Raw genomic sequence first — 24,500 nt, 5'->3', positions numbered from 1 at the left:
GCAGCGGATCTTTCAAGCAGTCTTTTCTTCGGCCAGCCCCAGCTGGTCCTTCATTTCGTCGCGGATCTTGAATTTCTGGATCTTGCCCGTGACCGTCATCGGAAAGCCCGTGACGAAGCGGATGTAGCGCGGCACCTTGTAGTGCGCGATCTGGCCTTTGCAGAAGGCGCGCACGGCCTCCTCGGTCAGCTCCTGGCCGGGCTTGACCACGATCCAGGCACACAGCTCCTCGCCGTACTTCGCGTCGGGCACGCCCACCACCTGCACGTCCTGCACCTGTGGGTGGCGGTAGAGAAACTCCTCGATCTCGCGCGGGTAGATGTTCTCGCCGCCGCGGATCACCATGTCCTTGATGCGGCCGACGATGTTCACGTAGCCCTCGGCATCCATGGTGGCCAGGTCGCCGGTGTGCATCCAGCCCTCGGCGTCAATGGCCTCGCGGGTCTTGGCCTCGTCGCCCCAGTAGCCGTGCATCACCGAATAGCCGCGCGTGCACAGCTCGCCGCGCTCGCCCACGGGCACGACTTCGCCCGTATCGGGATTCACTATCTTCACCTCCAGGTGCGGCTGCACCTGGCCCACGGTGGAGACGCGCTTTTCCAGTGCCGTCTCGGTGCTGCTCTGGCAGCTCACGGGGCTGGTCTCGGTCATGCCGTAGGCAATGGTGATCTCGGACAGGTGCATCTGCTCGACCACGCGCTTCATCACCTCCGTCGGGCAGGGTGAGCCGGCCATGATGCCGGTGCGCAGAGTGGACAGGTCGAACTCGGCAAAGCGCGGGTGGTCCAGCTCGGCAATGAACATGGTGGGCACGCCGTGCAGGCCGGTGCAACGCTCGTCCTGCACGGTCTGCAGCACGGTGAGCGGATCGAACCCGTCGTTGGGGTAGACGATGGTCGCGCCGTGCGTGAAGCAGGCCAGGTTGCCCAGCACCATGCCGAAGCAGTGGTACAGCGGCACGGGGATGCACAGCCGGTCTTCAGGGGTGAGGCGCATGCACTCGCCGATGAAGAAGCCGTTGTTCAGGATGTTGCGGTGCGTGAGCGTGGCACCCTTGGGGAAACCCGTGGTGCCGCTGGTGAACTGGATGTTGATGGGGTCGGTGGCCTGGAGGCCGGCGGCCACCTCGGCCACGCGCACATCGGCCACACCGCCGCGCGCCAGCAGGTCCGAAAAGCGCAGCAGGCCCGGCTCGTCGGCGCCCTGCCCGGCCTCGTCGATCCACACCACGGTGTTCAAGTGCGGCAGCTTCACCGCGCCCAGGCGGCCCGGCTCCTGGCGCTGCCACTCGGGCGCCAGTTCGCGCAGCATGCCCAGGTAGTCGCTGGTCTTGAAGCGCGCCATGCTCACCAGCAACCGGCAGCCGACCTTGTTGAGCGCGTACTCCACCTCGGAGGTGCGGTAAGCCGGGTTGATGTTCACCAGCACCAGGCCCACCTGCGCCGTGGCCAACTGCATCAGCACCCACTCGGCATTGTTGTGCGACCAGATGCCCACACGGTCGCCCGGCACCAAGCCCAGGCCCAGCAGGGCACTGGCCAGGCGGCGCGCCTCGGCCTGCAGGCTGCGGTAGGTGTAGCGCCGCTGCTGGTGCACGCTGACCAGCGCCTCGCGCTCGGGCTGGCGGGCCACCATGGCGTCGAAGAAATCGCCCAGCGTCTGCTCGATCAGCGGCACGTCGGTGGCGCCACGGGCCAGGCTGGTGGCCAGTGGGGTGGTGGCGGAAGGCATGGCTGCACCCATTGTCTTGTCTCCTTGCGTATCGCTTGCCCGCGCGGCATGGGCAATGTCACCCCAAGCATAGAAGCCCACCACGGCCCGTGGTGGACACAAAGGTTGCAAATCGTGCCACGACTCATGCACACTGTACCCCGTGAAATCCCCTGCCCCCGTCGCCTCCAGCGGGCTTCCCGCCCCCAAGGCCGCCCCTGCGGCCACCCCGATTGCCTTTGTGCAGGCGATTGCACTCGCTTACAGGCGCCGCGGCATGAGCCCCGCCTGGGCGCTGGCCCAGGCACAGATTGCGCCCGGCCTGCTGTTCGACGAAGGCGCCCGCATCACCGCCTGGCAGATGGAGGAGATCTCGGGCGCAGCCATGCGCGAGCTCGACGACGAGGCCCTGGGCTGGTTCGGCCGGCGCCTGCCCTGGGGCAGCTACGGCATGCTGGCACGCGCCTCCATCAGCTCGCCCGACCTGGGCGTGGCGCTCAAGCGCTGGTGCCGCCACCATGGTCTGCTGGCGGACGACATCACCCTGCGCCTCACGCAAGCCGACACCACATCCACACTCTCCATCGAGGAGAACCGCGACCTGGGCTCCCTGCGCGAGTTCTGCCTGGTCTCGGTGCTGCGCAACGCACTGGGCCTGGGCTGCTGGATGGTGGACTCGCGCGTGCCGCTGCTGGCGGCCGAGTTCGCCTTTGCCGCGCCGCCGCATGCCGAGGCGTATGGCGTGCTGTTCCCCGGGGGACCGGTGCGCTTCAGCGCCCCGCAGACCGCCATCCACTTCGACGCCCGCTACCTCAGCCTGCCCCTGCGGCGCGACGAGGCCGCGCTGCGCCAGATGCTGCAGCATGCGCTGCCGCTCACGGTGCTGCAGTACCGGCGCGACCGGCTACTGGTAGCCCGCGTGCGCCAGTTGCTGGGAGCCCCCGTGCAGGGCCACCCAGGCCAGGCACTGGCCTCGCACAGCGCCGAATCGCTGGCGCACCTGCTGCACGTATCACCGCGCACGCTGCACCGCCAGCTCAAGGAGGAAGGCGCCACCCTGCAGGGCCTCAAGGACGAGGTGCGCCAGAACCGCGCCATGGAAATTCTGCACCGCAGCGACCGGCCCATCAAGCAGGTGGCCGAGGCGGCGGGTTTCGTCAACGAGAAAAGCTTCATCCGCGCCTTCAAGGGATGGACCGGGCATTCGCCGGCCGAGTACCGCCGCCTGGCCCGGACGGCGGCATGATCTGCAACCGCACTGGCAGCGTGGGGAACCCTGCGGCCATGGCCGCGCACTACACTGAACCCCAATGCCGATGATCCACCTGTACCACTGCGTCAGCGCACGCTCGTTCCGTCCCCTGTGGATGCTCGAGGAGCTGCAGCTGCCGTACTCGCTGCACATGCTGCCCTTTCCTCCACGGCTGAAGGCGCGCAGCTTCCTGGAGCTCAACCCCCTGGGCACCGTGCCCCTGTTCGTGCAGGACGCCGTGCGCATGACCGAATCGGCCGCCATCTGCCAGTACCTGGCTGCCGCCCACCCCGATGCCGGGCTGGACGTGCGTGCCGTGGACCCGGCCTACGGTGCCTACCTCAACTGGCTGCACATGGGCGAGGCGACGCTGACCTTTCCCCAGACCCTGGTGCTGCGCTACGGTCGCTTCGAGCCCAAGGCACGCCAGCAGCCCCAGGTGGTCGAGGACTACCGCCGCTGGTTCCTGGCCCGCCTGCGCGCGGTGGAAACCGCCCTCGCCCATGGCGAGTACCTTTGCGCCGGCCGCTTCACCGCCGCCGATGTCTCGGTGGGCTATGCGCTGCTGCTGGCCGAGCACCTGGGCCTGTCGCCCGAGTTCGGCGAGCGCACGCTGATGTACTGGCACCGCCTGCAGCAGCGCCCCGGCTACCAGCGCGCCATGGCGGCGCAGCTCGAAGCGGCAGAGGAGCAGGACGTGCCGACCACACCCGCTCCGGACACAAGACCCTGAGTCAGGCTACTGCGGCGCCCCTTGGGGTGCTTGGTACACCGGCAGCGATTTCACCAGCGCCCGGAACTCGGGCGAGTGCCGGAGCACACTGCCACCGGCCTCGATCAGGTCCGTGACCTCGTGCTGCTCGATGGAAAACGCCGTGGGGATCTGCAGCAGGCGCGGGCGCGCCACGTCGTCGGGCGAGTCGCGCAAATTGACCGACACCACGTGGATCTCGGCGTTCGGCGCGAACACGTCGCCGCCGCTGTGCGGACTCACGGCCAGGGTCTTGCGCCACTGCTCGGTGATGTCGCGCAGGTATTCCTGCGTCTCGCGTGTGGCGCGCGAGCCGGTGCCGAACAGAAGGGAATCCACCACCTGCAGCATGTCGGGCACCTTGTCGCTGGTGTCGATGTTGAACGAGGGGTCGCGCTCGGCGTTTACCGTGATCAGCACCAGCTTGCGGATGCTGCCCGGCGGGATGCCCACCTCGCTGAAGCTCTCGCGCAGGCCGCCGCCGGCCAGCGCGCGGTCAAGCAGGCGCTGCACGCCAAGATTGTCAGACAACCCACCATCCACCAGGTGGATGTAGGGCTTGCGCCTGGCATCGAGGTAGCTCTGCTCGTTGACCCGGTACAGCCGCGAACGATAGTCCCCTGCATTGGCGCGCGCCAGGTGGCTCCCTGCGGGGCGGGTGGCGCACTGGTCCGCATGGTTCTTCAGCGTCATCGGGCTGAGCAGCAGCGGCACGGCCGACGAGGCGGCCACCGCGAAGGACAGCGGCACGGTGCGCAGGTCCGAGCAGATCAGCGCGAACTGGTCCCAGGTGAACTCGAAACCCGTGCCCAGCGACATGTCGGTGGCGGTGATGAACAGCTGCGGGTGGCGAGGGCGCCTTTCCACGTCGCCAAAGGTCTTGCCGGCATAGAGCTCGTCGAGCCGCCGCGCCAGCAGGTGGGTGCGGCCGAGCCAGGGCGAAGTCAGGTCCACCAGGTTGCCAGGGCGCAGGGCCTGGGTGATCAGGCTGTTCTGGAAGTTCTGGCGCAGGAACTCATGCTCGAAGCGCGGCAGCCCCTCGATGCCATGCGCCGCATAGTAGGCGGCCACGATGCTGCCGCCCGAGACGCCGCTGACCACATCGGTCGCGTCGAGCAGCGTGGTGCGCCGACCGTTCCACTCGAACACCGTGTTCTGCATCTCGGTGAGTACGCCGAAACCGAAGGCCGCCGCGCGCGCACCGCCGCCCGAGAGGGTGACTGCGACCAGGATGCTTGGATCGCGCTGGGACGGGCGCTGCGTGACCGCCTGCTCCTGCAGCGGCATGGGCTCATTGACCCAGGGGCGTACCGATGAGCATGCCGACAGCATCCCCATGGCAGCCAGCAGCGCGCCGCGACGCATCCACCGTTGCGTTCTCTCTCCCAGGCTTGCAGAGCGCATGCGTTCTCCCTTTTCCCGGATCGTAACGGACCTTCAGCAGCCCAGCAGCGCCGGCAGCTCAGCCATGCTGCGGAACACCTGCGACGCACCGGCCGCACGCAGGGCATCGTCGCCAATGCCCAGCGGCGCATAGGCAAACACGGTGGCGCCCGCCGCGACGCCGGCCGTCACGCCGATGGTCGTGTCTTCCACCACGGCGCAACGCGCCGGATCGGCCTGCAGCGCGGCGGCCGCGGCCAGGTACACATCGGGTGCCGGCTTGGTGTGGGGAACCTCGTGGCCGCTGAAGATACGCCCCTCGAAGTACGGCATGAGCCCCACCTTGACCAGCTGCATCTCCACCTTGAAGCGGTCGGCCCCCGAGGCGCAAGCGATGCGCCCGCCGTGGTGGGCGTGCACGCGCTCGATGGTGGGGTGGATGTGCTCGATGGCCACGAGGTGCTGGTCCAGCTCGGCATTGCGGCGGGCATAGAAGGATGCCATCCACTCGTCGGTCAGCGGCCGGCCGGTCTCGGCCTCGATGCGGGCAGTGGCGCTGCGCACCGTGCGGCCGATGAAATAGTCCATGCACTCTTCGTGCGTGATGGCCCAGCCCGCTTCGTTGAGCATGGTGCGCAGCACGCCGTTGGTGATGTGCTCGCTGTCGACGAGCACGCCGTCGCAGTCGAACAGGATGGCTTCGAAGGTCATGGATCAAGGCTCACAAAAAAGAAAGGAGTGGGTCATTGCTGGTCGCCATCGACATAGAACCAGCGCCCGTCCTCGCGCACGAAGCGGCTGGTCTCGTGCAGGCGCACGGCGCGGCCGCCCACGCGGTAGCGTGCGACGAACTCGACTTCGGCCATGTCCTCGCCCGTGCTGCGCTGGCTGCGCACCGTGAGGCCCAGCCAGCGTGCGCCGGGATCGAAGTCCAGTTGGGAAGGCCGGGTGCGCGGGTGCCAGGTGGCCTGCAGGTAGTCTGCCCGTTCGAGCACGAAGGCGCTGTAGCGCGAGCGCATGAGGCTGGGCGCATCGGGCGCAGGCGCGGTGTCGAAATGGTCGACATAGCGGCCGCAGCATGCGGCATAGGCCAGGGGTTGCTGGCGCGCGTTGGTCTGGCCGCAGGAGCAGGCGATGGTGGGTTCAGGGGATACCATGGGTTTAGATTGCCATAACAACTATTGGTCGCGCCGCCCTGAACCTGGCGCGGCCAAGGCCAGTGCCCTCGCGCAAGGGCCGCCCCGCCGCGAAGGCGGCGTATCCAGCGCTTGCGCTGGGGGCGTCCCCCTCCCGCATTGCGCAGCAATGCGAGAGGGGTGAAGTCGCGCAGCGACTCAGGGGGTGCTTCATTTCATTGCGCCGAAAACCTTCTTGGCCAGGACGCTGCCGGCGGCCGCCGGGTTCTGGCGAATGCGGCGCTCCTCCTCACCGATCATGAGGTACAGGCCATCGAGCGTGCGCCCAGTGACGTATTGGGCCAGGTTGGCGTCCTCGGCCTTGAGCAGGCCGAAGCTGGCGGCCTTGCCGGCGAAGGCGTTGTACTTCTGCGTGAGGCCGACCTTCTCGGTGGCCTGGTTCACCACGGGCAGGAAGCGCTCGCCCAGCGCAGTGCGCGTCTTCTCGGCAAAAAAGGCCGTCACCGAGGTTTCGCCACCGGTCAGGATGTTCCTCGCGTCGGTCACGCTGATATTCTTGACGGCCTGCACCAGCAGGTCCTGGCCCAGTGGCACGGCAGCCTCGGCAGCGCGGTTGATGGAGGTAACCAGCTCGTCGATGCGCCGCCCCTGGCCCAGGGATTTCATGACCTTGGCGGCATCGTCCAGGGTGCCCGGCAGCCCGATGCGCACGCGCGGGTTGCCCATGAAGCCATCGGGCCGGCCCAGGGAGGCGATGGCGGCCTGCACGCCCTGCGAAAGGGCCGCCTTCAGGCCGCCCGAAGCATCGGCGGCCGACAGATCGCCCAACGACAGGGCCTGGGCATGACCGGCGGTGGCCAGCAGCCAGGCGCCCAGGGCGCCCACGCCAGCGTGGTGGAATTCGCGACGCAGCATGCGTGGCCTCTCTGATCAAACACGATTGACAAAAACAGGGCTTCCATCTCGGCCTGCCGGCCTGCGTGAAAGCGCGATGGTGTCCGATTTTCGCCGACACTCGCGCGCCGTAGACTGGCACGCATGAATATCACCGCCCGAGGAGTCGAACCATGTGGGAAATGAGCGTGCCCTGGTGGGAGTTTGTGCTGCGCGGCGTCCTGGTCTACGTGTTCCTGCTGGTCTTCCTGCGGCTCACGGGCAAGCGCCAGACGGGGCAGTACGCGCCGTTCGACCTGGTGCTGCTGCTGATCCTGTCCAACGCCGTGCAGAACTCGATGAACGCGGGCGACAACTCGCTCATCGGCGGACTCATCTCGGCCAGCACCCTCATGGGCTGCCATGTGGTGCTGGCCAACCTGACCTTCCGCTTCGCCTGGCTGGAGCGCCTGATCGACGGCAAACCGCGCGTGCTGGTGGACCAGGGCAAGGTGCACACCGAGCTGATGCACAAGGAACTGCTCTCCACCGACGACCTGGAGGCCGCCCTGCGCGCCAGCGGCTGCCTGCACCTGCACGAGGTGGAGCGTGCCACCATCGAAACCAACGGGCAGATCACCGTGGTGCTGCGCAAACGCGACAGTGCCGGTTGAACCGCGTCAGCGCGGCGTATAGCACTTGCCGGCCGCAATGGCCGCAGTGACGGCAGGCCCCAGGCTGGCGGCATCGGGGAAGGCCGATGGCGTGTCCGTGTCCTCCAGCAGACACAGGTGGTTGGCCTTGCGCACCAACACCATTTTGGTCGGCCCCATGCTCGTGGCGATGTAGCGCCGGTTGCCCCAGAAAGCCGCAAGCTCGGCAGTGGCCTCGGTTCGCTCCTGCTCGAATGAGAACGTGCCGTTCAATGGGCCTGAGGACGCGGTGCCAGCGCCATCGCATTGGGGGCTGCGGTAAGACACCATTCCAGCGCCTACAGAAACAGAATTGCCGGAGCGTGAGAGGCGCCACAGATCCCGCAGCCCGGCCGATGCGCCGGTCACGGGCAGGCATTGGTCCTGCTCCCATGGGCCTTCGGACAAGGTGGCAAGAGGGGCACACCGCACCGCCACGCTGTCCACGCTGGTGGCAGCCACCGATCCGAAGCCGTTGCGCACCACGCAGCCTGAACCGGCGGGCGCAGTCTTCACGGTGATCGCGTACACCGCACCATCGACCAATGCCTTGGTGAAGGTGAAACCTCCATCCGCTGAAACGGTCAGGTCTTCACTGCCGCCATTGGTCAGTACCACCGACTGACCTGCTGATAGCCCGCTTGCCATACCGCCCAGCATGTAGGTTGCTGCAGGCAGATTCACGCAATCGACCAGTACGCTGGCAACAGTGGAGGACAGCGTGCCTGCACCCTGCGAGACGGAGCACTGCTGGCCGGTGGGATGGGTCTTGATGGTGACGGCATAACTGCTGCCCGCAGGCCAACTGGCGGCCATCACGAAGCTGCCGTTGGCCCTCACCGTGAAATCGTCCGCGCCCTGGTTCTGCAACACCAGCATCTGGCCAGCGGCCAAGCCGGTGACGGTGCCGCCCACCGTGTAGTGCGCCGGCGCTGGCGGCGGTACGGATGGGCCCGGTGGCATTGGAGTGGAGGGGTCGGGCGCAGCCGGGCTGTCGGTCCCACCACCACCGCCGCAGGCGCACAACAGGACAGCAGCCAGTCCCAGCGGCGCAAAGCGCCAGACAGCGCGGGCATTCATGTGGGAAGAACCGGGGACAACGCGCCGCGCGCGAAAATGAACAGACATGGGCAGCTCCTCTCAAGATGGTGGGAGCTCTGGGCGCATGGCATGCACTCTGGCCCCACCTGGTTGGTGTACTGCCAGTGTCCAATCACCGGGTGCAATGGGCTGGTGATGCGGATCACCAGCAGTGCCCCGGGAACAGGTCCTCAAGGTATCAGGATGTAGCCACGCTTTTGCCAACCCTACTCCGGTAGGGTTTGCGCCGCACCCATCTTGCGGAACACTTGGCAGAATTTGCCTGCCACAGCGGTCTCCCCCCAACCAATGCCTCCAACGTCCCCCTACGCCATCATTCTTGACGACCATCCCCTGGTGGCGCGCGGGGTTGCAGAGTTTCTGCGTTCGCTGCGCCCTGACATGGAAATGCGGCTGGCCACCGATGCGGCAGACTGCCTGCAGCAGGTGGCGGTGCATGGGGCACCGGCGCTGGCCCTCATCGACTTCTGGCTGGTGGAAGGAGCGGCCCTGGGCCTCATTGCGCAGCTGCGTGCCAGTTGCCCCGGCACCGCCATCGCGGTGATGAGTGGTGATGACGACCCGCTCCTGGCCGAACGCGCCCGCGCAGGCGGAGCACATGGCTTTGTGCACAAGCAGGAGAGCCCGGGCACATTTGCCCAGGCCGTGCATGCGCTGCTGGGCGGGCTGACCTGGTTTGTACCCGGCGGTCGCGTGCAGCCCGGCGGGCTGCGCAGCCGCGAGCTGCCTGTGACACCGGCCGAGCTGGGCTTGTCCGCACGCCAGGGCGAGATCCTCGCCCTGGTACTGCTGGGCCAGCCCAACAAGCGCATCGCACTGGACCTGGCCTTGTCGGAGAGCACGGTGAAGGAACACATCACCGCCATCCTGCAGCGCCTGGGCGCGCGCAACCGCATCGAGGCCATTACGCAACTGCGCGGGCGCAGGCTGGTTCTGGCGGGATCTGCGGGCTGATGGCCTCGCCTGCGGCAGCGCCACCGGCCGAGTGGTCCGACGACGCCCCCATCAGCATGGAGGGGCGGGCCCGCCTGCTGCAGATGACCTTTGGCCTTCTGCTCACCAGCATCTTCGTGCTGCCGCTGCTGGCACTGACGCTCACGCTGTTCTATGCGCAAGGGCACGATGCGCGCTGGATGTGGGCATGGTGCGGCTTCTACGCCCTGTTTGCCGGGGTGATGGTCGTGCAGCGGCGCCTGCATCTGCGCGACCGCAAGCGCCTGGATGCCGAGGCATTGGTGCGCAAATGGAAGCCCCGGCTCGAAAAATGCGCCTTGCTGCACGGAGCGGGCATCACCGCGCCCATGGCCATCGTGGCGGGCCACGCGAGCTACGACTTCGCACTGTTGCTGCTGGTGACCAACGCCGCCATCATCGTCGGCAACGCCACACTCCAGACACCCGTGCTCAGCGTGTTCATGCGCTTGTTCATGGCGGGCTGGAATGCATCGCTGCCCCTGCTGATCTGGGTGTTTCCGGACCATTGGCCTTTCATCCTGCCGTTGGCGCTGCTGCACAGCCTGATCATCTACCGCCACGCACACACGACGCACCGCTTCTTCGTGCAGCAGATCCGGCTGGAGGAGCGCGGCGCGCAGATGGCAGCGCGCTACCTGGCGGCACGTGATGAAGCCCAGGCGGCCCTGGAAGAGAAGAACCGCTTCCTGAGCACTGCCGCGCACGACCTGCGTCAGCCCGTGCACGCCATGGGCCTGCTGGCCGAAGCCATTGCGCGGCGCAACCGCGATGGAGGCCTGGATGCACCCCTGGCCGACCTGCAGCGCAGCGTGCGCTCGGTGAACCTGATGTTCAACTCGCTGCTGGACCTGTCGCGCATCGAAAGCGGTCATGTAACCGCGCATGCCGGGCCCGTGGCGCTGGATGCGCTCTTCGACGACGTGCTCGCGCTCTTTCGCGAGGAGGCGCGCACGCGTGGGCTGCGGCTGCGCGTGCGCCCGCCACGCCCCCATGCCGCCGTGCTGGCCGATGCGGACCTGCTGCGCCAGTCGGTCGTGAACCTGGTGCACAACGCGTTGCGCTACACCGTGCGCGGCGGCGTGCTGCTCACCGCCCGCCCGCGCCGCGGGGGCTGGCAGATCGAGGTATGGGACACCGGTGTGGGCGTAGCCCTGGAGGACCAATTGCGCATCTACTCGCCCTTCTACCGCCCGCGGAACGCCTGGAACATCGACAACAACGGCCACGGCCTCGGCCTTGCCGTCGTCGCGCGCTGCGCCAAGCTCATGGGTGCGGACTATGGGCTGGTCTCGCGCCTGGGCAAGGGGTCTCGGTTCTGGCTGCACCTGCCCCATGCCACCCTGGTCGAGAGCGACCCCCAGCAGGCACGCTACAGAGGCCTGGCATGGGACGCAGGCGAGGGCAGCGGCCGACCCGACCTGAGTTCGCTGGCGGGCACCTGCATGGTCATCGACGACGACCCGCAGGTGGCCGCAGCCTGGTCAGCGCTGTTGCAGGCCTGGGGCATCGACGCCCGCTTTGCCAGCTGTGCCAGCGAGGCCTGGGACCTGGTGGACGGCGGCTTTCGCCCCCGCGCCATCCTGTGCGACCAGCGCCTGCGCTCGGGCGAGAGCGGCTTCGACATCCTGCGGGCGCTTATGGCGCACTGCCCCGACGCCTATGGCGCCATGGTCAGCGGCGAACTGCATTCGCCCGATCTGCAGGAGGCCGAGAACCAAGGCTACCTGGTGCTGTCCAAGCCGCTCGATGTGGTCCGGCTGCACGCCGTGCTGGCCCAGTGGCTGACGCCCCGGTACAGCCACTGACGAAGCCCGTTGCGCATGGACACGCCAGAGCACCTGTTGGAAACCAGCACGCCCAGCGACGAAGGCCGTTTGCAGCTGCTCAGTGCCGCCTTTGCCCGCCTGCGCCTGAGCATGATGGCCATGCCCTCCATGGGCCTGCTGTTCGGAGGACTTCTGGCCTGGCTGGGCGGAAACCCCGTGGGGCTTTTCGTGTGGGGTGCGCTTTACCTGCCGGCCCTTTGGGCCGTATGGCGGCTGCATCGCCGCTACCTGCGGGATCAGTCGGAACGCAAGGCCATGGAGGTGCTCGCCACCTGGCAGCCACGCTTGCAATGGCTCGCGCTGGGCCACGGAGGGGCCCTGTCCCTGTCGGTCGCGCTGTCCATCACAGGTGCGACCTATGACTTCATGCTGCTGCTGCACACCACCCTCATGGGCATCGCAGCCGTCAATGCGGCGCAGATGACCGCTCACTGGGGCATCTATCGCGCGCTGTTCTTCGGCATGGCCTGGAGCCTGGCGCTTTTGCCCTGGTCGTTTCCGGGACACTGGTATTTCATCCTGCCCATGACGCTGGTGATGAACCTGGTGATCTACCGCAGTGCCTTCCATGCGCACCGCTTCTTCGTGCGCCAGATCGTGCTTGAGGAGCGCAGCCGGGACCTGGCCGAGCGCTACCTCCGGGCCAGCCGCGCCGCAGAGACGGCCCTGGCGGAGAAAAACCGCTTTCTGAGCACCGCCGCGCACGACCTGCGCCAGCCCGTGCATGCGATGGGCCTGCTGGCGGAAGCCATTGCCCTGCATGGCCAGGGCATCCCGCGGCTGGAGGGCCTGCTAACGCAGTGGCGGCTCAGCATGCGCTCGGTGAGCCACATGTTCGATGCCTTGCTGGACCTGTCGCGCATCGAGTCGGGCGCGGTGGAACTGCGGCCCGCACCCGTAGCACTGGCCAGCTTGTTCGATGACCTGCAGACCCAGTTCTCCACGGAAGCGGCGGCCAGGCGCCTGGCACTTCGCCTGCACCGGCCGCCCCATGAGGCCACGGTGCTGGCCGACCCTGCGCTGGTGCGCCAGTCACTGGCCAACTTGGTGCACAACGCGCTGCGCTACACGCCGCACGGCGGGGTGCTGGTGGGCGCGCGGCGGCGTGGCCAGCACTGGCGCATCGAGGTGTGGGACACCGGGGTGGGGGTGGCCCTGGAAGAGCAGGGCCAGATCTACCAGGCCTTCTACCGCCCCCACCACGCATGGGAGCTGCACCGCAGCGGGCATGGCCTGGGACTGGCCGTGGTGGCACGCTGCGTGGCACTGATGGGCGCCCGCCAGGGCCTCCAATCCCAGCTCGGAAAGGGCTCGTGTTTCTGGATCGAGCTGCCTGCCACCGAGGCGCCGCCGCTGTCCGCCCAGTTGGCGCCGATGGGCGCGCAAGGGCGCCACGGCCCGCTGCAGGGGCGCTGCCTGGTACTGGACGATGACCCGCAGGTACTGGGAGCTTGGTCGGCCCTGCTCGGCACCTGGGAGGTGGAAGTGCGCCTGGCCTCCAACGCGGGCGAGGCCTTCGCCCACATCGAAGCCGGGTTCACGCCGCAGGCCATTCTGTGCGATCAGCGGCTGCGCTCGGGGGAAAGCGGCTTCGAGGTGCTGCGAGCCCTGCTGGAGCGATACCCCGATGCGCACGGCGCCATGGTCAGCGGCGAGTTCGATGCGCCCGAGTTGCAGGAGGCCGACGCGCAAGGCTACCTGGTGCTGCGCAAGCCGGTCGACGCCGCCACGCTGCACGCCCTGCTGGCGCAGTGGCTGCGGCCCACCGGCGCGTGAGCGCGACTCAGAGGCTGGGAATTTTTTGGCCGTGTCCGAAGTGCGCGTCAAAACGCCTCGGATCTAGGCGCAAAGCACAGCCATAGCTCGGGCTATGGCGAGCATTTGTAACAACGAGCCGGGGTGTTTTGGCGGGCAAGGCGGGCATGGACGAAAGATTCTCAGCCTCTTAGGCCAGGGCGCGTTGGATGATGATCTTCTGCACGTCGCTCGTGCCTTCGTAGATCTGGCACACGCGCACATCGCGGTAGATGCGCTCGACCGGGAAGTCATTCACCACGCCATAGCCGCCCAGGGTCTGGATGGCGGCGCTGCAGACGCGCTCGGCCATCTCGCTGGCGAACAGCTTGGCCATGGCCGCCTCCTTGAGGCAGGGGCGCCCGGCATCGCGCAGCGCGGCGGCATGCCAGATGAGCTGGCGCGCGGCCTCGATCTGCGTGGCGCATTCGGCCAGGCGAAAACCCACCGCCTGGTGGTTGAAGATGGCCGTGCCAAAGCTCTCGCGCTCCTTAGAATAGGCCAGCGCCGCATCGAAGGCGCTGCGCGCCATGCCCACGCTCTGCGCGGCGATGCCGATGCGCCCTCCTTCGAGCGCCCCGAGGGCGATCTTGTAGCCCTCGCCCTCGGCGCCGATCAGGTTCTCGGCCGGGATGCGGCAGTTGTCGAAGTTGATCTGCGCCGTGTCGCTGCTGTGCTGGCCCAGCTTGTCTTCCAGGCGCGCCACCACGTAGCCGGGGTTGTCGGTGGGCACGAGGAAGGCGCTCATGCCCTTCTTGCCCGCGCCCTTGTCGGTCACGGCGATGACGATGGCCACATGGCCGTTCTTGCCGCTGGTGATGAACTGCTTGACGCCGTTGATCACGTATTCGTCGCCCTGGCGCACGGCAGTGGTGCGCAACGCAGAGGCGTCGGACCCCACATGTGGCTCGGTCAGGCAGAAGGCGCCCAGCATGCGGCCCTGGGCCAGCGGCGTGAGCCAGTCCTTCTTCTGCTGCGCATTGCCATAGCGCATGAGGATGGCGTTGACGGGGCAGTTGGTCACGCTGATGGCGGTGCTGGTGCCACCGTCGCCCGCAGCGATCTCTTCGAGCACCAGGGCCAGGGTCACGTAGTCGAGGTTGGCGCCGCCCAGCTCTTCGGGAACGCAGATGCCATAGGCACCTAACGCGGCCAGGCCCTGGTGCGCCTCTTTGGGAAAGTGGTGCTCCCTGTCCCAGCGCCCCGCGTGGGGCCACAGTTCGGCCTGTGCAAAATCGCGCACGGCGTCGCGGATCATTTCCTGGTCTTGGGTCAGCAGCATGGGGTCTCCGAAAGCACTTGTTGTTGGAAAGGAAGAAAGGCGGGCACGGCTACCAGTGATCAGCACGCCGGCCGTCATGGTGCAGCAGGCGCCCCTTGTCGGCACCGGTCACGCTGGCCAGGGTGGCACGCATGCCGCGCACGCTCTCCTGCACCGTGAGCGGGGCCTCGCCGCCGCCCATCTCGGTCTGCACCCAGCCGGGGTCGATGGTGACGAGGGTGGCGCCCGGGTAGTCGTGCTGGGCCGAGGCCACGGCCATGTTGAGGGCGGCCTTGCTGGTGCGGTAGAGCCAGGAGTCGCTGTCGTCCACGCTGCCGATCTGCGACATGGAACTGGACACGAAGGCGAACACGCCCTGCGCGTCGGCCACCATGGGCGCCACCTGAGGCAGGGCCTGCATGGCGCCCAGCACGTTGGTGTGCATGACGGCGTCAAAATCCTGCTGCGTGGGCGGCGTGAGCGCGTTGGGCCTGCGGATCACGCCCGCCACGTACAGCGCCAGGTCGATCTTCTCGCCGTCGAGCAGCCAGGACAGGCCGCTCACGCTGGCGGGGTTGGCCACGTCCACCGTGAGCGGCTGGGCCCCCAGTGCCTGCAGGCGCTCACGCCCGGCGTCGTCGCGCGCGGTGGCGATCACGCGGTCGCCGGCCTCCACGTACTGGCGCGCCAACTCCAGGCCGATGCCGCGCGATGCGCCGATGATGAGAATCGTTGCCATGGGATGGGAATCCTTGTCAGATGAAAGCGCTGGTCAGTGGATGGCGAACTCGAAATAGCCCGACCAGGCGGGATCGAAGCTCGTGGTGGTTTCCAGCGAGGCGGCCTCATCGCGCAGCAGCAGCGGCGCCAGCGCCTGCTTGGCCAGCTGTTCATCGCCCACGTAGTACACGGCCTTGCGGCGCCCGCTGCGCGTCATGGTGTAGGCCAGGATGCCCAACTGCGACAACTCCAGCAGGGTGGCCGCCTGGTCGTGCAGGTCCTGCGCCGCCTGAAGCTCGTCGCGGTCACCGACGGGCATATCCAGCGTGAGGGCATAGGCCAGGTCGGCGCGCATCGCGACCGGGTTGGCACTGCGGTTGACCATCACCAGTGCCGTGTCCTGCGGCTCACCGGCGTCTTCGTCGTCCGATCCGCCAAAGGCCAGGGTCATGCCACCCCAGACATGCTCGCCGCTGGGGAAGTCGCCGGTGCGCCCCAGGGTTTCGCTCCAGTAGCGGTCGAACACGGGGGGCAGCAGGCTGAGCGGGGTCCACTCGGCATCGGGGTCCGCAGACTCCTCCACGAAGTCCACGGCACCGACCTTCACGGCAAAGTCGTACTCACCCAGCACATGGTCGATCATGATGAAGGCCATGTTGCGCGCATGGTCCTGAAAATCCTGCGGGATCTCGCGGCCGAAGCGGATCTCGAGCGCGGCCTGGCCGTCATCCTGGCCGCAGGCGATCAGCACCTCGGAGGTGGACAGCTCGAAGCCGTCCATGCCGATGGGAAAGTCCGGCTGCTGCGTGCGCTCGCGGAACGCCCGCAGGGTGTGGTGCTGCAGCCGGGGCGCGGCGGCCACCACCTGCATCAGGAGGGGAAAGCATTCGATGCTGCCGTGGGCGGTGACGATCAGGTCCACTACCGCATCCCCGTCGCCACCGGACATCTCCAGCGCCAGGCCTTCCAGGTGCCGCTCCAGCAGCACATTGCCCTCCTCCACACGTTCGCGCAAAGGCATGGCATGCAGGGCAGCCTCGGTGTCGGCGAACTCGCGCCAGAAGGCGGTGATGGCGGCGGTGCTGGATTCCATGGCAGCGTGCTCCGGTGCGGAGGATGGTGGTGATGAAGGCCCTATTGTTGGCCGAATATGCTGGCCGAAATCAGACCAGTTCCAGCGCCATGGCCGTGGCCTCGCCGCCACCGATGCACAGCGTGGCCAGCCCCTTGGTGAGGCCGCGCGCCTTGAGCGCATGGATCAGCGTGACCATGATGCGCGCGCCGCTGGCACCGATGGGGTGGCCCAGGGCGCAGGCGCCCCCGTTCACGTTGACCTTGTCGTGCGGCAGGTCGAGCTCCTTCATAAGCGCCATGGGCACCACGGCGAAGGCTTCGTTGATCTCCCACAGCTGCACATCGCCCACCGCCCAGCCCGCCTTGGCCAGCGCCTTCTGCGTGGCGCCCAGGGGGGCGGTGGCAAACCACTCGGGCTCCTGCGCATGCGTGGCATGGCTCACAACGCGGGCGATGGGCTTGCAGCCGAGCTTCTTCGCGGTGGATTCGCGCATCATCACCAGCGCAGCGGCGCCGTCGTTGATGCTGGAGCTCGATGCGGCGGTGATGGTGCCGTCCTTCTTGAAGGCGGGCTTCAGGCTGGCGATCTTTTCGAGCTTGACCTTGCCCGGACCTTCGTCGACCGACACCACGGTCTCGCCTGCACGGGTCTTGACGGTGACGGGCACGATCTCGGCGGCGAACGCGCCCGACTCGGTGGCCGCCTTGGCGCGCTGCACACTGGCGGTGGCGAACGCGTCCTGCTGCTCGCGCGTGAACTGGTACTTGGCGGCGCAGTCTTCACCGAAGGTGCCCATGGATCGGCCAGCCTCGTAGGCGTCTTCCAGGCCGTCGAGCATCATGTGGTCGAAGATGCGGTCGTGGCCCAGGCGGTAGCCGCCGCGGCCCTTCTGCAGCAGGTAGGGGGCGTTGGTCATGCTCTCCATGCCGCCGGCCACCATCACGTCGTGCGTTCCGGCCAGCAGCATGTCGTGCGCCATCATCGCGGCCTTCATGCCCGAGCCGCACATCTTGGACAGCGTGACCGCGCCCGCGCCTTTGGGCAGGCCGCCCTTGAACGCCGCCTGGCGCGCAGGCGCCTGGCCCTGGCCGGCCATCAGGCAGTTGCCGAACAGCACTTCGCCCACGGCGTCGGGCGCGACACCGGCGCGCTCCATGGCGGCCTTGATCGCGGCGCCACCCAGGTCATGGGCGGACAGGCTGGAAAAATCGCCCTGCAACGAGCCCATGGGGGTGCGTGCGGCGCCGACGATGACGATGGGGTCCTGGTTCATGGTGTTGTCTCCTGAAAGGTGGGGGGGGGTGAATCGCTAGGGTTGCGGTGGGGTGCCACGCGCTGCACGGGCAGGCCCGTCAGTCGCGCGGCGCGCCTGTGAAGCGGCGGTCGATGTCGTAGGGGAACACGTCGTACACATGGCCAGCCTGGATGCGCTCCTTGTGCGACTGCCAGAAGGCGGCGTCCAGCAGGTCGCTGTGGTGCTGCATGAACACGGCGCGCACAGCGTCGTTGCCCAGCAGGAAGGGGCCAAAGGTCTCTGGAAACACGTCGCGCGGACCCACGGCGTACCAGATCTCGCCGCTCATTTCTTCCTCTTCGTTGCGCGGCGCGGGCACGCGGCGGAAGTGGCAGTCGGTGAGGTATTCGATCTCGTCGTAGTCGTAGAACACGACCTTGCCGTTGCGCGTGACGCCGAAGTTCTTCCACAGCATGTCGCCCGGGAAGATGTTGGCGGCCACCAGGTCCTTGATGGCGTTGCCGTACTCAATCACGCTGTGCTCCATCTGCTGGCGCGCACGGGGGTCCGACAGGCCGGTGTCAAAGGCCTCCTGCAGGTAGATGTTGAGCGGGATCATGCGCCGCTCGATGTACAGGTGCTTGATGATGACCTCGGTCTGGCCATCGCCGTCGCGGTCGCTGATTTCGAGCTGGCTGGGCGCGAACTTCTGGATCTCGGCGATCAGCTCGTCGTCGAAGCGGTCGCGGGGAAAGGCCACCTCACTGTATTCGAGCGTATCGGCCATGCGGCCCACGCGGTCGTGCTGCTTGACCAGGAGGTACTTGGCCTTGATCTGCTCGCGCGTGGTTTCCTTCTGGTGCGGAAAGAAGTCCTTGATGAGCTTGAACACGAAGGGGAAGGATGGCAGGTCGAACACCAGCATGACCATGCCCTTGATGCCGGGCGCAATGCGAAAGCGGTCGCTCGAATGCTTGAGGTGGTAGAGGAAGTCGCGGTAGAACAGCGTCTTGCCCTGTTTGGCCAGGCCCAGGGCGTTGTAGATCTCGGCGCGCGGCTTGCGCGGCATGAGGCTGCGCAGGAACTGCACGTAGGCGCTCGGGATCTCCATGTCCACCATGAAGTAGGCGCGCGCAAAGCTGAACAGCATCTGCAGATCGTCCTCGCCGAACAGGGCCGCGTCGATATACAGGCGGCCCTCGTCGTCGTGCAGGATGGGCAGGGCGAACGGCACTTCCTGGAAGCCGTTGATGATCTTGCCCACCACGTAGGCGCCCTTGTTGCGAAAGAACAGGCTGGCCAGCACCTGGATCTGGAAATTGGCGCGCAGGCGCACCTTGTCCAGGCGGCCCTGCATGGCGCGCAGCACATGGCCGGTGTCGCGCGGCAGGTCGGCGAAGCTGCCCTGCAGTTGGAAGTTGTCGATGATGCGGGTGAGCGTGTCGTGCAGGCTCTCGCGCGAGGGGTAGTAGGCGCGGTAGGTGGGCCGGGCGGCGGGCTCTTCGTTCTCGATGTACTCGGTGCTGACCGCGGGCCGCACGAAGATGAAGTCGTTGTGGAAGTGCGTGCGGTGCAGGATCTTGCAGGTCACCGAGTTGAAGAAGGTCTCGGCCAGCTCGGGCTGGTGGTGGTTGACCAAGAGGCCGATGTAGTGCAGCTTGACCTGGTGCCAGACGTCCATGGGCTGGGTGCCGGCGTCGTATTCCTTTTCGAGCCGGCGCACGCACTCCTTGACGCGCAGGTCGTAGAACTCGATGCGCTCGCGCTGGGCGCGCTGCTGGCCGTGCCAGTCAGCGGTCTCGAAACGGTGCTTGGCCCGCGCGGACTCGGTGCGGAACAGGCGGTAGTGACGGTTGAAGCCATCCATCATCGCCTTGGCGATGTCGTACGCCTGGGGCGCGTCGAGTCGTTGCGGGAACATGGGCTGCCTACCGATCCTGCAGGGGGCCTGTGGGCTCAGCCCCGCCGGGTGGCCGCCACGCCGGCGATGGCGGCCCTGTACAGCGAGTCGAGGCCCTCGGTGCCGGCGATGGTCATGTGCAGGTCGTTGATGAGCCCGTCTTTCAGGCCATAGCACCAGCCGTGCAGGGTGACCTTGTCGCCGCGGCCCCAGGCGTCGAGCATCACCGTGGTCTGCGCGATGTTGACCACCTGCTCGATGGCGTTGAGCTCGCACAGCACGTCGTGGCGCCATTCGGGCGCGGTGGCGGCAATCAGCTCACGGTGGCGGTCGCGGACGTCCTGCACGTGGCGGATCCAGTTGTCGGCCAGGCCCACGCGCGTGCCCTCCAGCGCGGCCAGCACGCCGCCGCAGCCGTAATGGCCCACGACCATGAGGTGCTCGATGTGCAACTGGTCGACCGCGTACTGGATGGTGGACAGGCAGTTCAGGTCGGTAGGCACCACCACGTTGGCCACGTTGCGGTGCACGAAGACCTCGCCGGGTTCCAGGCCGGTGATCTGGTTGGCCGGCACGCGGCTGTCGGAGCAGCCGATCCACATGTACTTGGGCTTTTGCTGCGCCAGCAGGCCGGTGAAGAAGCCAGGGCGCTCACGCTCCATCTGGGCCGCCCAGGCGCGGTTGTGGACAAACAGGTCTTCGATGGATGCGGGCATGGGTTTCTGGCTCTCAATAAGGTCAATGGGCCTGCCGTTTCAGCAGGTCTCGGCAAACAGCTCCCGGCCAATCAGCATGCGGCGGATCTCGCTCGTGCCCGCGCCGATCTCGTACAGCTTGGCATCACGCCACAGGCGCCCCAGGGGGTACTCGTTGATGTAACCGTTGCCGCCGAAGATCTGCACGCCCTCACCCGCCATCCAGGTGGCCTTCTCGGCACACCAGAGAATGACGCTGGCGCAGTCCTTGCGGACCTGGCGCACATGGTCGGTCCCCAGCATGTCCAGGTTCTTGGCCACGGTGTAGGCAAACGAGCGCCCCGCCTGGAGCACGGTGTACATATCGGCCACCTTGCCCTGAATGAGCTGGAATTCGCCGATGCTCTGGCCGAACTGCTTGCGGTCGTGAATGTAAGGGATGACGTTGTCCATCACCGATTGCATGATCCCCAGGGGGCCCCCGGTCAATACCGCGCGCTCGTAGTCCAGCCCGCTCATGAGCACCTTGGCGCCCTGGTTCAGGCCGCCCAGGATCTGCGAGGCGGGCACCTCGACGTTGTTGAACACCAGCTCGCCCGTGTGGCTGCCACGCATGCCCAGCTTGTCGAGCTTTTGCGCCACGCTGAAGCCGGGCATGCCCTTTTCGAGCAGGAAGGCGGTGACGCCGCGCGCGCCCAGCTCAGGCTCTGTCTTGGCATAGACCACCAGGGTGTCGGCGTCGGGGCCGTTGGTGATCCACATCTTGCTGCCGTTGAGCAGGTAGTAGCCGCCCTTGTCCTCGGCCTTGAGCTTCATGCTGATCACGTCGGAGCCGGCGCCCGGCTCGCTCATGGCCAGCGCACCCACATGCTCGCCACTGATCAGCTTGGGCAGGTACTTGGCTTTCTGCGCCTCGCTGCCGTTGCGGTTGATCTGGTTCACGCACAGGTTGCTGTGCGCGCCGTAGGACAGGCCGACGGAAGCGCTGGCACGCGAGATCTCCTCCATGGCCACCATGTGCGCCAGGTAGCCCATGGCGGCACCTCCGTACTGCTCGGGCACGGTGATGCCCAGCACCCCCAGTTCGCCCATCTTGCGCCACAGGTCCATGGGGAACTGGTCATTCTTGTCCACCTCGGCGGCGCGCGGGGCGATCTCGGCCTGGGCGAAATCGCGCACGGCGTCGCGCAGCGCGTCGATGTCTTCGCCCAGCTGGAAGTTCAGGCCTGGCAGGTTGGCGGGGATGCTCATGGTTTGTCTCCTGGTAGGAAGTAATGCGGATTCGGGGTACGAACGTCTCAGTTACGGATGTTGTCTCGGCCGGTCACGGCCATCAGCGTGCAGCCCATGGTGGCCACCAGCTTGTCGCCCTGGGCGCCCAGGGCATAGGCGCGCCCTTCGGTCACGGTGATGGTGCGGCCGGGCTTGAGCACCCGGCCTTCCATGCGAAAGCGCTCGCCCTGGGCAGGGGCCAGCAGGTTGATCTTGAATTCGATGGTGAGCACTGACGCATCCTCGCCCATCAAGGTGAACCCCGCATAGCCGCAGGCGGAATCGAGCGCTGTGGCGACCATGCCGGCATGCAGGAAACCGTGCTGCTGCGTGAGGCTGGCAGCCCAATCGAACTCGATGTCCACCGCACCCGGCTCGATGCGGGCCAGGCGCGCACCCAGCGTCTGCATGGCGCCCTGCAGCGCAAAGCTGTCTCTCACGCGGTCCGCATAGCGCGGGCTTCTTACCTCGAAAGCTGGGCTGGTCACGGCAGGTTCCTGGAAGGAAATTTGATTGACGTTTACGTAAACGTCAATTATGGCTCATTTTTGCTTCTCCACCTTGTCTAGCAGTGCCCGGGCCTCCTGCTCGTGCTCTTCCACCTCTTCCAGGTTGGCCTGCAGGTCGGCCAACTGCTCCTCCAACTGCTTGCGGTGTACGCCCAGCACCTCGAGGAATTTGCGCAGTTGCGCGCCCGTGTCGCGCGGACTGTCGTAGAGGTCGATGATCTCCTTGGCCTCGGTCAGCGACAGGCCCAGGCGCTTGGCGCGCAGGGTCAGTCGCAGCCGCGTGCGGTCGCGCGCGCTGTACATGCGGTTGCGCCCGGCCGGGCCGGTGCGCTCGGGCTGCAGCAGCCCCATGTCTTCGTAGAAGCGCATGGCACGCGTGGTGAGGTCGAACTCTTTGGCGAGGTCACTGATGGTGTAGGAGGTGGCCATGGGGCAGTCGGGAGAATGCAGGTTTCGCACTGGCGACAGTCGCTTCGCGAACCGTCCCTACAATGCAGTGAATCTGACGTTTACGTTAACGTCAATGCTAACCCAAGCAGGCACCGCATGAACCCCCTCGAACACCAAATCACCTACCCCATGGGCGACACCCTTCCCGCACCCGGGGTGGCGATGGACGTGGCACCAGGGGTGCGCTGGATCCGCATGGGGCTGCCGTTTGCGCTGGACCACATCAACCTGTGGCTGCTGCGCGACCGCCAGCGCGTGGGCAACACCCTGGTGGACGGCTGGACGGTGGTGGACTGCTGCATCGACAACCCGCTCACGCGCGCGCAGTGGGAGGACGTGTTCGCCTCCAGCCTGGACGGGCTGCCCGTGCTGCGTGTGATCGTGACGCACATGCACCCTGACCACATCGGCCTGGCGCACTGGCTGTGCGCGCGCTGGAATGCACGCCTGTGGATCAGTGCCACCGACTACTACGCTGCACGCGCAGCGATAAGCAGCCGCGACGGATTCAGTGGCGAGGCCGGGACCGACTTCTACACCTCGCACGGTGCGCGTGACGAGGCGTTCCTCAGCCATGTGCACGGCCGTGGTTCCTACTACCACTCGCTGGTGCCGGACCTGCCCACCACCTACCGGCGCATGATGGACGGCGATGCCATCGAGATCGGTGGGCGCACCTGGAACTGCATCAGCGGCTATGGCCATGCGCCCGAACATATCGCGCTGCACTGCCCCGGGCTGTCGGTCTTGATCAGCGGCGACATGGTGCTGCCGCGCATCTCCACCAATGTGAGCGTGCATGCGGCCGAGCCCGAAGCCGACCCACTGCGGCTGTTTCTCAGCTCGATTGCGCGCTACCTGGACCTGCCAGCGGATACGCTGACCCTGCCTTCGCACGGCAAGCCCTTTACCGGCATGCACGTGCGCATAGGGCAGCTGCAAAGCCACCACCAGGACCGCTTGCAGGAAATCCTGGAGGCCAGCCGCACCGGCCCGCTGTCGGCCACCGACGTGCTGCCGGTGATGTTCAAGCGCCCGCTCGACCCGCACCAGATGACCTTTGCGCTGGGCGAGGCGCTCGCCCACCTGCACCTGCTGTGGCTTGATGGACGCTTCGACCGGGTGATGGACGCCAAAGGGGTGTACCGATTCGGACCGGCAGGGTCCCTTGCCGCTGCACAGCAGCAGGAGACGGCCAGCGCCGCCGTCGCCTAGAAGGGAGGGGAAGGCGCCGGTCAGTCAGGCGTCCTGTTGCCGCTGTTGCTCCTCGATCTGGATGCGCAGGCGCTCCTCCTGTGCGCGCAATTCGGGCGTGAATTCGGCGCCGAAGTCCTCGGCGTCGAAGATCTGCCGGATCTCGATCTCGGACTCCCCCAGCATCGGATTCGGGCAGCGCTTGAGCCAATCGATGGCCTCCTGCAGCGAGGCGCACTTCCAGATCCAGAAGCCGGCAATCAGCTCCTTGGTTTCCGCAAAAGGGCCATCGATCACCTGGCGTGCCTGGCCGGAAAAGCGCACACGGACGCCCTTCGAACTGGGGTGCAGCCCGTCACCGTTCAGCATCACACCCGCCTGGACCAGTTCTTCGTTGAAACGGCCCATCTCGGCCATCAGCTGTTCGCTGGGCATCACGCCGGCTTCGCTGTTGGCATCGGCCTTGATCAGCACCATGAATCGCATCGAGATCTCCTCGTGGGGTGGGAAAGTCAGAGCGCACCAAGGCTCTTTCTGCACGACGGATGATGGACTGCTATTTCGACAGCAATGGTGAAATTTCGTACGGCCATGGCGCCATGGCGTGAAATGCCGGCACCGGCAACAGCCATGATTCGCCGGCCCAAACGCAAAACCCCCCAGTCCTTTGGAGACTGAGGGGGTTTGGGGCTATAAG

The 24,500-nt window shown here is 66.8% G+C and carries 24 protein-coding genes; 7 read left to right on the top strand and 17 right to left on the bottom strand.

Translation table 11 applies throughout. The features are described 5' to 3' along the window. Nucleotides 1–12: 12 nt before the first annotated feature. Nucleotides 13–1,731 carry an AMP-binding protein gene (locus ASE31_RS10250; RefSeq protein WP_235514392.1) on the bottom strand — a complete coding sequence of 573 codons (1,719 nt, stop codon included), beginning with the start codon at nucleotides 1,729–1,731 and terminating at the stop codon, nucleotides 13–15. 142 nt (nucleotides 1,732–1,873) lie between these two features. Here ASE31_RS10250 and ASE31_RS10245 point away from each other — a divergent pair, with 142 nt between their 5' ends. After that, nucleotides 1,874–2,956, top strand: coding sequence for an AraC family transcriptional regulator (locus ASE31_RS10245; protein WP_057201558.1), 1,083 nt, complete (start codon nucleotides 1,874–1,876; stop codon nucleotides 2,954–2,956). Between the two features lie 70 nt (nucleotides 2,957–3,026). Beyond that, nucleotides 3,027–3,695, top strand: coding sequence for a glutathione S-transferase family protein (locus tag ASE31_RS10240; protein WP_057201557.1), 669 nt, complete (start codon nucleotides 3,027–3,029; stop codon nucleotides 3,693–3,695). A 6-nt stretch (nucleotides 3,696–3,701) separates the two neighbouring features. Here the strand turns inward: ASE31_RS10240 and ASE31_RS10235 are convergent, their stop codons facing one another. From ASE31_RS10235 to ASE31_RS10220, 4 genes are all read right to left on the bottom strand, one after another. After that, a complete protein-coding gene (locus tag ASE31_RS10235) occupies nucleotides 3,702–5,078 on the bottom strand; it encodes a patatin-like phospholipase family protein (protein WP_200961099.1) in 1,377 nt (458 codons plus the stop codon). A 72-nt stretch (nucleotides 5,079–5,150) separates the two neighbouring features. Continuing rightward, nucleotides 5,151–5,807 (bottom strand): HAD family phosphatase, encoded by a 657-nt coding sequence (locus tag ASE31_RS10230; RefSeq protein ID WP_057201556.1) that lies wholly within the window; start codon nucleotides 5,805–5,807, stop codon nucleotides 5,151–5,153. 32 nt (nucleotides 5,808–5,839) lie between these two features. After that, nucleotides 5,840–6,253 (bottom strand): YchJ family protein, encoded by a 414-nt coding sequence (locus tag ASE31_RS10225; protein ID WP_057201555.1) that lies wholly within the window; start codon nucleotides 6,251–6,253, stop codon nucleotides 5,840–5,842. Nucleotides 6,254–6,442: 189 nt separating this feature from the next. Further along, entirely contained in the window at nucleotides 6,443–7,147 is a 705-nt protein-coding gene (locus tag ASE31_RS10220) for a DUF4197 domain-containing protein (protein ID WP_057201554.1), read from the bottom strand. Between the two features lie 152 nt (nucleotides 7,148–7,299). Between ASE31_RS10220 and ASE31_RS10215 the strand changes: the two genes are divergently transcribed. Next, entirely contained in the window at nucleotides 7,300–7,779 is a 480-nt protein-coding gene (locus ASE31_RS10215) for a DUF421 domain-containing protein (protein ID WP_057201553.1), read from the top strand. Nucleotides 7,780–7,785: 6 nt separating this feature from the next. Here the strand turns inward: ASE31_RS10215 and ASE31_RS10210 are convergent, their stop codons facing one another. Next, entirely contained in the window at nucleotides 7,786–8,925 is a 1,140-nt protein-coding gene (locus ASE31_RS10210) for a hypothetical protein (RefSeq protein ID WP_235514391.1), read from the bottom strand. A gap of 261 nt (nucleotides 8,926–9,186) precedes the next feature. Between ASE31_RS10210 and ASE31_RS10205 the strand changes: the two genes are divergently transcribed. The 3 genes from ASE31_RS10205 to ASE31_RS10195 are packed head-to-tail and all read left to right on the top strand — an operon-like array spanning nucleotide 9,187 to nucleotide 13,475. After that, nucleotides 9,187–9,852, top strand: a complete 666-nt coding sequence (locus ASE31_RS10205) for a response regulator transcription factor (RefSeq protein WP_082604119.1) — start codon at nucleotides 9,187–9,189, stop codon at nucleotides 9,850–9,852. Next, the gene (locus ASE31_RS10200; protein ID WP_057201550.1) at nucleotides 9,852–11,678 is read left to right on the top strand and encodes a hybrid sensor histidine kinase/response regulator; all 1,827 of its coding nucleotides are present in this window, start codon (nucleotides 9,852–9,854) and stop codon (nucleotides 11,676–11,678) included. Before ASE31_RS10205 ends, ASE31_RS10200 begins: the two co-directional genes overlap by 1 nt. A gap of 15 nt (nucleotides 11,679–11,693) precedes the next feature. Next, nucleotides 11,694–13,475: a hybrid sensor histidine kinase/response regulator gene (locus ASE31_RS10195; RefSeq protein ID WP_057201549.1), complete on the top strand. Its 1,782-nt coding sequence runs from the start codon at nucleotides 11,694–11,696 to the stop codon at nucleotides 13,473–13,475. Between the two features lie 169 nt (nucleotides 13,476–13,644). On the opposite strand, the gene ASE31_RS10190 is transcribed toward ASE31_RS10195, so the two are convergent. The 9 genes from ASE31_RS10190 to ASE31_RS10150 form a co-directional block, all read right to left on the bottom strand. Next, nucleotides 13,645–14,775, bottom strand: coding sequence for an acyl-CoA dehydrogenase family protein (locus ASE31_RS10190; RefSeq protein ID WP_057201548.1), 1,131 nt, complete (start codon nucleotides 14,773–14,775; stop codon nucleotides 13,645–13,647). Between the two features lie 49 nt (nucleotides 14,776–14,824). After that, complete coding sequence (locus tag ASE31_RS10185) at nucleotides 14,825–15,493, bottom strand: SDR family oxidoreductase (RefSeq protein WP_057201547.1); 669 nt, start codon at nucleotides 15,491–15,493, stop codon at nucleotides 14,825–14,827. A 33-nt stretch (nucleotides 15,494–15,526) separates the two neighbouring features. Then, entirely contained in the window at nucleotides 15,527–16,567 is a 1,041-nt protein-coding gene (locus ASE31_RS10180) for a hypothetical protein (RefSeq protein ID WP_057201546.1), read from the bottom strand. Nucleotides 16,568–16,637: 70 nt separating this feature from the next. After that, nucleotides 16,638–17,822: an acetyl-CoA C-acyltransferase gene (locus ASE31_RS10175; protein WP_057201545.1), complete on the bottom strand. Its 1,185-nt coding sequence runs from the start codon at nucleotides 17,820–17,822 to the stop codon at nucleotides 16,638–16,640. 79 nt (nucleotides 17,823–17,901) lie between these two features. Beyond that, a complete protein-coding gene (aceK, locus tag ASE31_RS10170) occupies nucleotides 17,902–19,704 on the bottom strand; it encodes a bifunctional isocitrate dehydrogenase kinase/phosphatase (protein WP_057201544.1) in 1,803 nt (600 codons plus the stop codon). Between the two features lie 35 nt (nucleotides 19,705–19,739). Next, nucleotides 19,740–20,399, bottom strand: coding sequence for a carbonate dehydratase (gene can / locus ASE31_RS10165; protein WP_057201543.1), 660 nt, complete (start codon nucleotides 20,397–20,399; stop codon nucleotides 19,740–19,742). Between the two features lie 39 nt (nucleotides 20,400–20,438). Next, complete coding sequence (locus ASE31_RS10160; protein WP_057201542.1) at nucleotides 20,439–21,629, bottom strand: isovaleryl-CoA dehydrogenase; 1,191 nt, start codon at nucleotides 21,627–21,629, stop codon at nucleotides 20,439–20,441. Nucleotides 21,630–21,676: 47 nt separating this feature from the next. Further along, complete coding sequence (locus ASE31_RS10155; RefSeq protein WP_057201541.1) at nucleotides 21,677–22,138, bottom strand: PaaI family thioesterase; 462 nt, start codon at nucleotides 22,136–22,138, stop codon at nucleotides 21,677–21,679. Nucleotides 22,139–22,192: 54 nt separating this feature from the next. Further along, entirely contained in the window at nucleotides 22,193–22,588 is a 396-nt protein-coding gene (locus tag ASE31_RS10150; protein ID WP_057201540.1) for a MerR family DNA-binding transcriptional regulator, read from the bottom strand. A 117-nt stretch (nucleotides 22,589–22,705) separates the two neighbouring features. Here ASE31_RS10150 and ASE31_RS10145 point away from each other — a divergent pair, with 117 nt between their 5' ends. Next, complete coding sequence (locus ASE31_RS10145) at nucleotides 22,706–23,824, top strand: MBL fold metallo-hydrolase (RefSeq protein WP_057201539.1); 1,119 nt, start codon at nucleotides 22,706–22,708, stop codon at nucleotides 23,822–23,824. A gap of 24 nt (nucleotides 23,825–23,848) precedes the next feature. Here the strand turns inward: ASE31_RS10145 and ASE31_RS10140 are convergent, their stop codons facing one another. After that, nucleotides 23,849–24,289 (bottom strand): YciI family protein, encoded by a 441-nt coding sequence (locus tag ASE31_RS10140; protein ID WP_057201538.1) that lies wholly within the window; start codon nucleotides 24,287–24,289, stop codon nucleotides 23,849–23,851. A 26-nt stretch (nucleotides 24,290–24,315) separates the two neighbouring features. Continuing rightward, a partial coding sequence (locus tag ASE31_RS32540) for a hypothetical protein (RefSeq protein ID WP_235514389.1) occupies nucleotides 24,316–24,500 on the bottom strand: 185 nt, incomplete at its 5' end.

It is taken from the genome of Acidovorax sp. Root217 (assembly GCF_001428645.1).
GTDB lineage: Bacteria > Pseudomonadota > Gammaproteobacteria > Burkholderiales > Burkholderiaceae_C > Acidovorax.
This window is presented reverse-complemented; position numbering and strand designations above follow the sequence as displayed.

What these genes read in the sequence shown, in the direction of transcription:
- ASE31_RS10190 (WP_057201548.1), bottom strand. Translation starts at nt 14,775, where the DNA reads ATGCTGCTGACCCAAGACCAGGAAATGATCCGCGACGCCGTGCGCGAT.
- ASE31_RS10160 (WP_057201542.1), bottom strand. Translation starts at nt 21,629, where the DNA reads ATGAGCATCCCCGCCAACCTGCCAGGCCTGAACTTCCAGCTGGGCGAA.
- ASE31_RS10185 (WP_057201547.1), bottom strand. Translation starts at nt 15,493, where the DNA reads ATGGCAACGATTCTCATCATCGGCGCATCGCGCGGCATCGGCCTGGAG.
- ASE31_RS10210 (WP_235514391.1), bottom strand. Translation starts at nt 8,925, where the DNA reads ATGTCTGTTCATTTTCGCGCGCGGCGCGTTGTCCCCGGTTCTTCCCAC.
- ASE31_RS10215 (WP_057201553.1), top strand. Translation starts at nt 7,300, where the DNA reads ATGTGGGAAATGAGCGTGCCCTGGTGGGAGTTTGTGCTGCGCGGCGTC.
- ASE31_RS10220 (WP_057201554.1), bottom strand. Translation starts at nt 7,147, where the DNA reads ATGCTGCGTCGCGAATTCCACCACGCTGGCGTGGGCGCCCTGGGCGCC.
- ASE31_RS10200 (WP_057201550.1), top strand. Translation starts at nt 9,852, where the DNA reads ATGGCCTCGCCTGCGGCAGCGCCACCGGCCGAGTGGTCCGACGACGCC.
- can (WP_057201543.1), bottom strand. Translation starts at nt 20,399, where the DNA reads ATGCCCGCATCCATCGAAGACCTGTTTGTCCACAACCGCGCCTGGGCG.
- ASE31_RS10140 (WP_057201538.1), bottom strand. Translation starts at nt 24,289, where the DNA reads ATGCGATTCATGGTGCTGATCAAGGCCGATGCCAACAGCGAAGCCGGC.
- aceK (WP_057201544.1), bottom strand. Translation starts at nt 19,704, where the DNA reads ATGTTCCCGCAACGACTCGACGCGCCCCAGGCGTACGACATCGCCAAG.
- ASE31_RS10230 (WP_057201556.1), bottom strand. Translation starts at nt 5,807, where the DNA reads ATGACCTTCGAAGCCATCCTGTTCGACTGCGACGGCGTGCTCGTCGAC.
- ASE31_RS10240 (WP_057201557.1), top strand. Translation starts at nt 3,027, where the DNA reads ATGATCCACCTGTACCACTGCGTCAGCGCACGCTCGTTCCGTCCCCTG.
- ASE31_RS10205 (WP_082604119.1), top strand. Translation starts at nt 9,187, where the DNA reads ATGCCTCCAACGTCCCCCTACGCCATCATTCTTGACGACCATCCCCTG.
- ASE31_RS10195 (WP_057201549.1), top strand. Translation starts at nt 11,694, where the DNA reads ATGGACACGCCAGAGCACCTGTTGGAAACCAGCACGCCCAGCGACGAA.
- ASE31_RS10180 (WP_057201546.1), bottom strand. Translation starts at nt 16,567, where the DNA reads ATGGAATCCAGCACCGCCGCCATCACCGCCTTCTGGCGCGAGTTCGCC.
- ASE31_RS10150 (WP_057201540.1), bottom strand. Translation starts at nt 22,588, where the DNA reads ATGGCCACCTCCTACACCATCAGTGACCTCGCCAAAGAGTTCGACCTC.
- ASE31_RS10145 (WP_057201539.1), top strand. Translation starts at nt 22,706, where the DNA reads ATGAACCCCCTCGAACACCAAATCACCTACCCCATGGGCGACACCCTT.
- ASE31_RS10235 (WP_200961099.1), bottom strand. Translation starts at nt 5,078, where the DNA reads ATGCGTCGCGGCGCGCTGCTGGCTGCCATGGGGATGCTGTCGGCATGC.
- ASE31_RS10225 (WP_057201555.1), bottom strand. Translation starts at nt 6,253, where the DNA reads ATGGTATCCCCTGAACCCACCATCGCCTGCTCCTGCGGCCAGACCAAC.
- ASE31_RS10250 (WP_235514392.1), bottom strand. Translation starts at nt 1,731, where the DNA reads ATGCCTTCCGCCACCACCCCACTGGCCACCAGCCTGGCCCGTGGCGCC.
- ASE31_RS10175 (WP_057201545.1), bottom strand. Translation starts at nt 17,822, where the DNA reads ATGAACCAGGACCCCATCGTCATCGTCGGCGCCGCACGCACCCCCATG.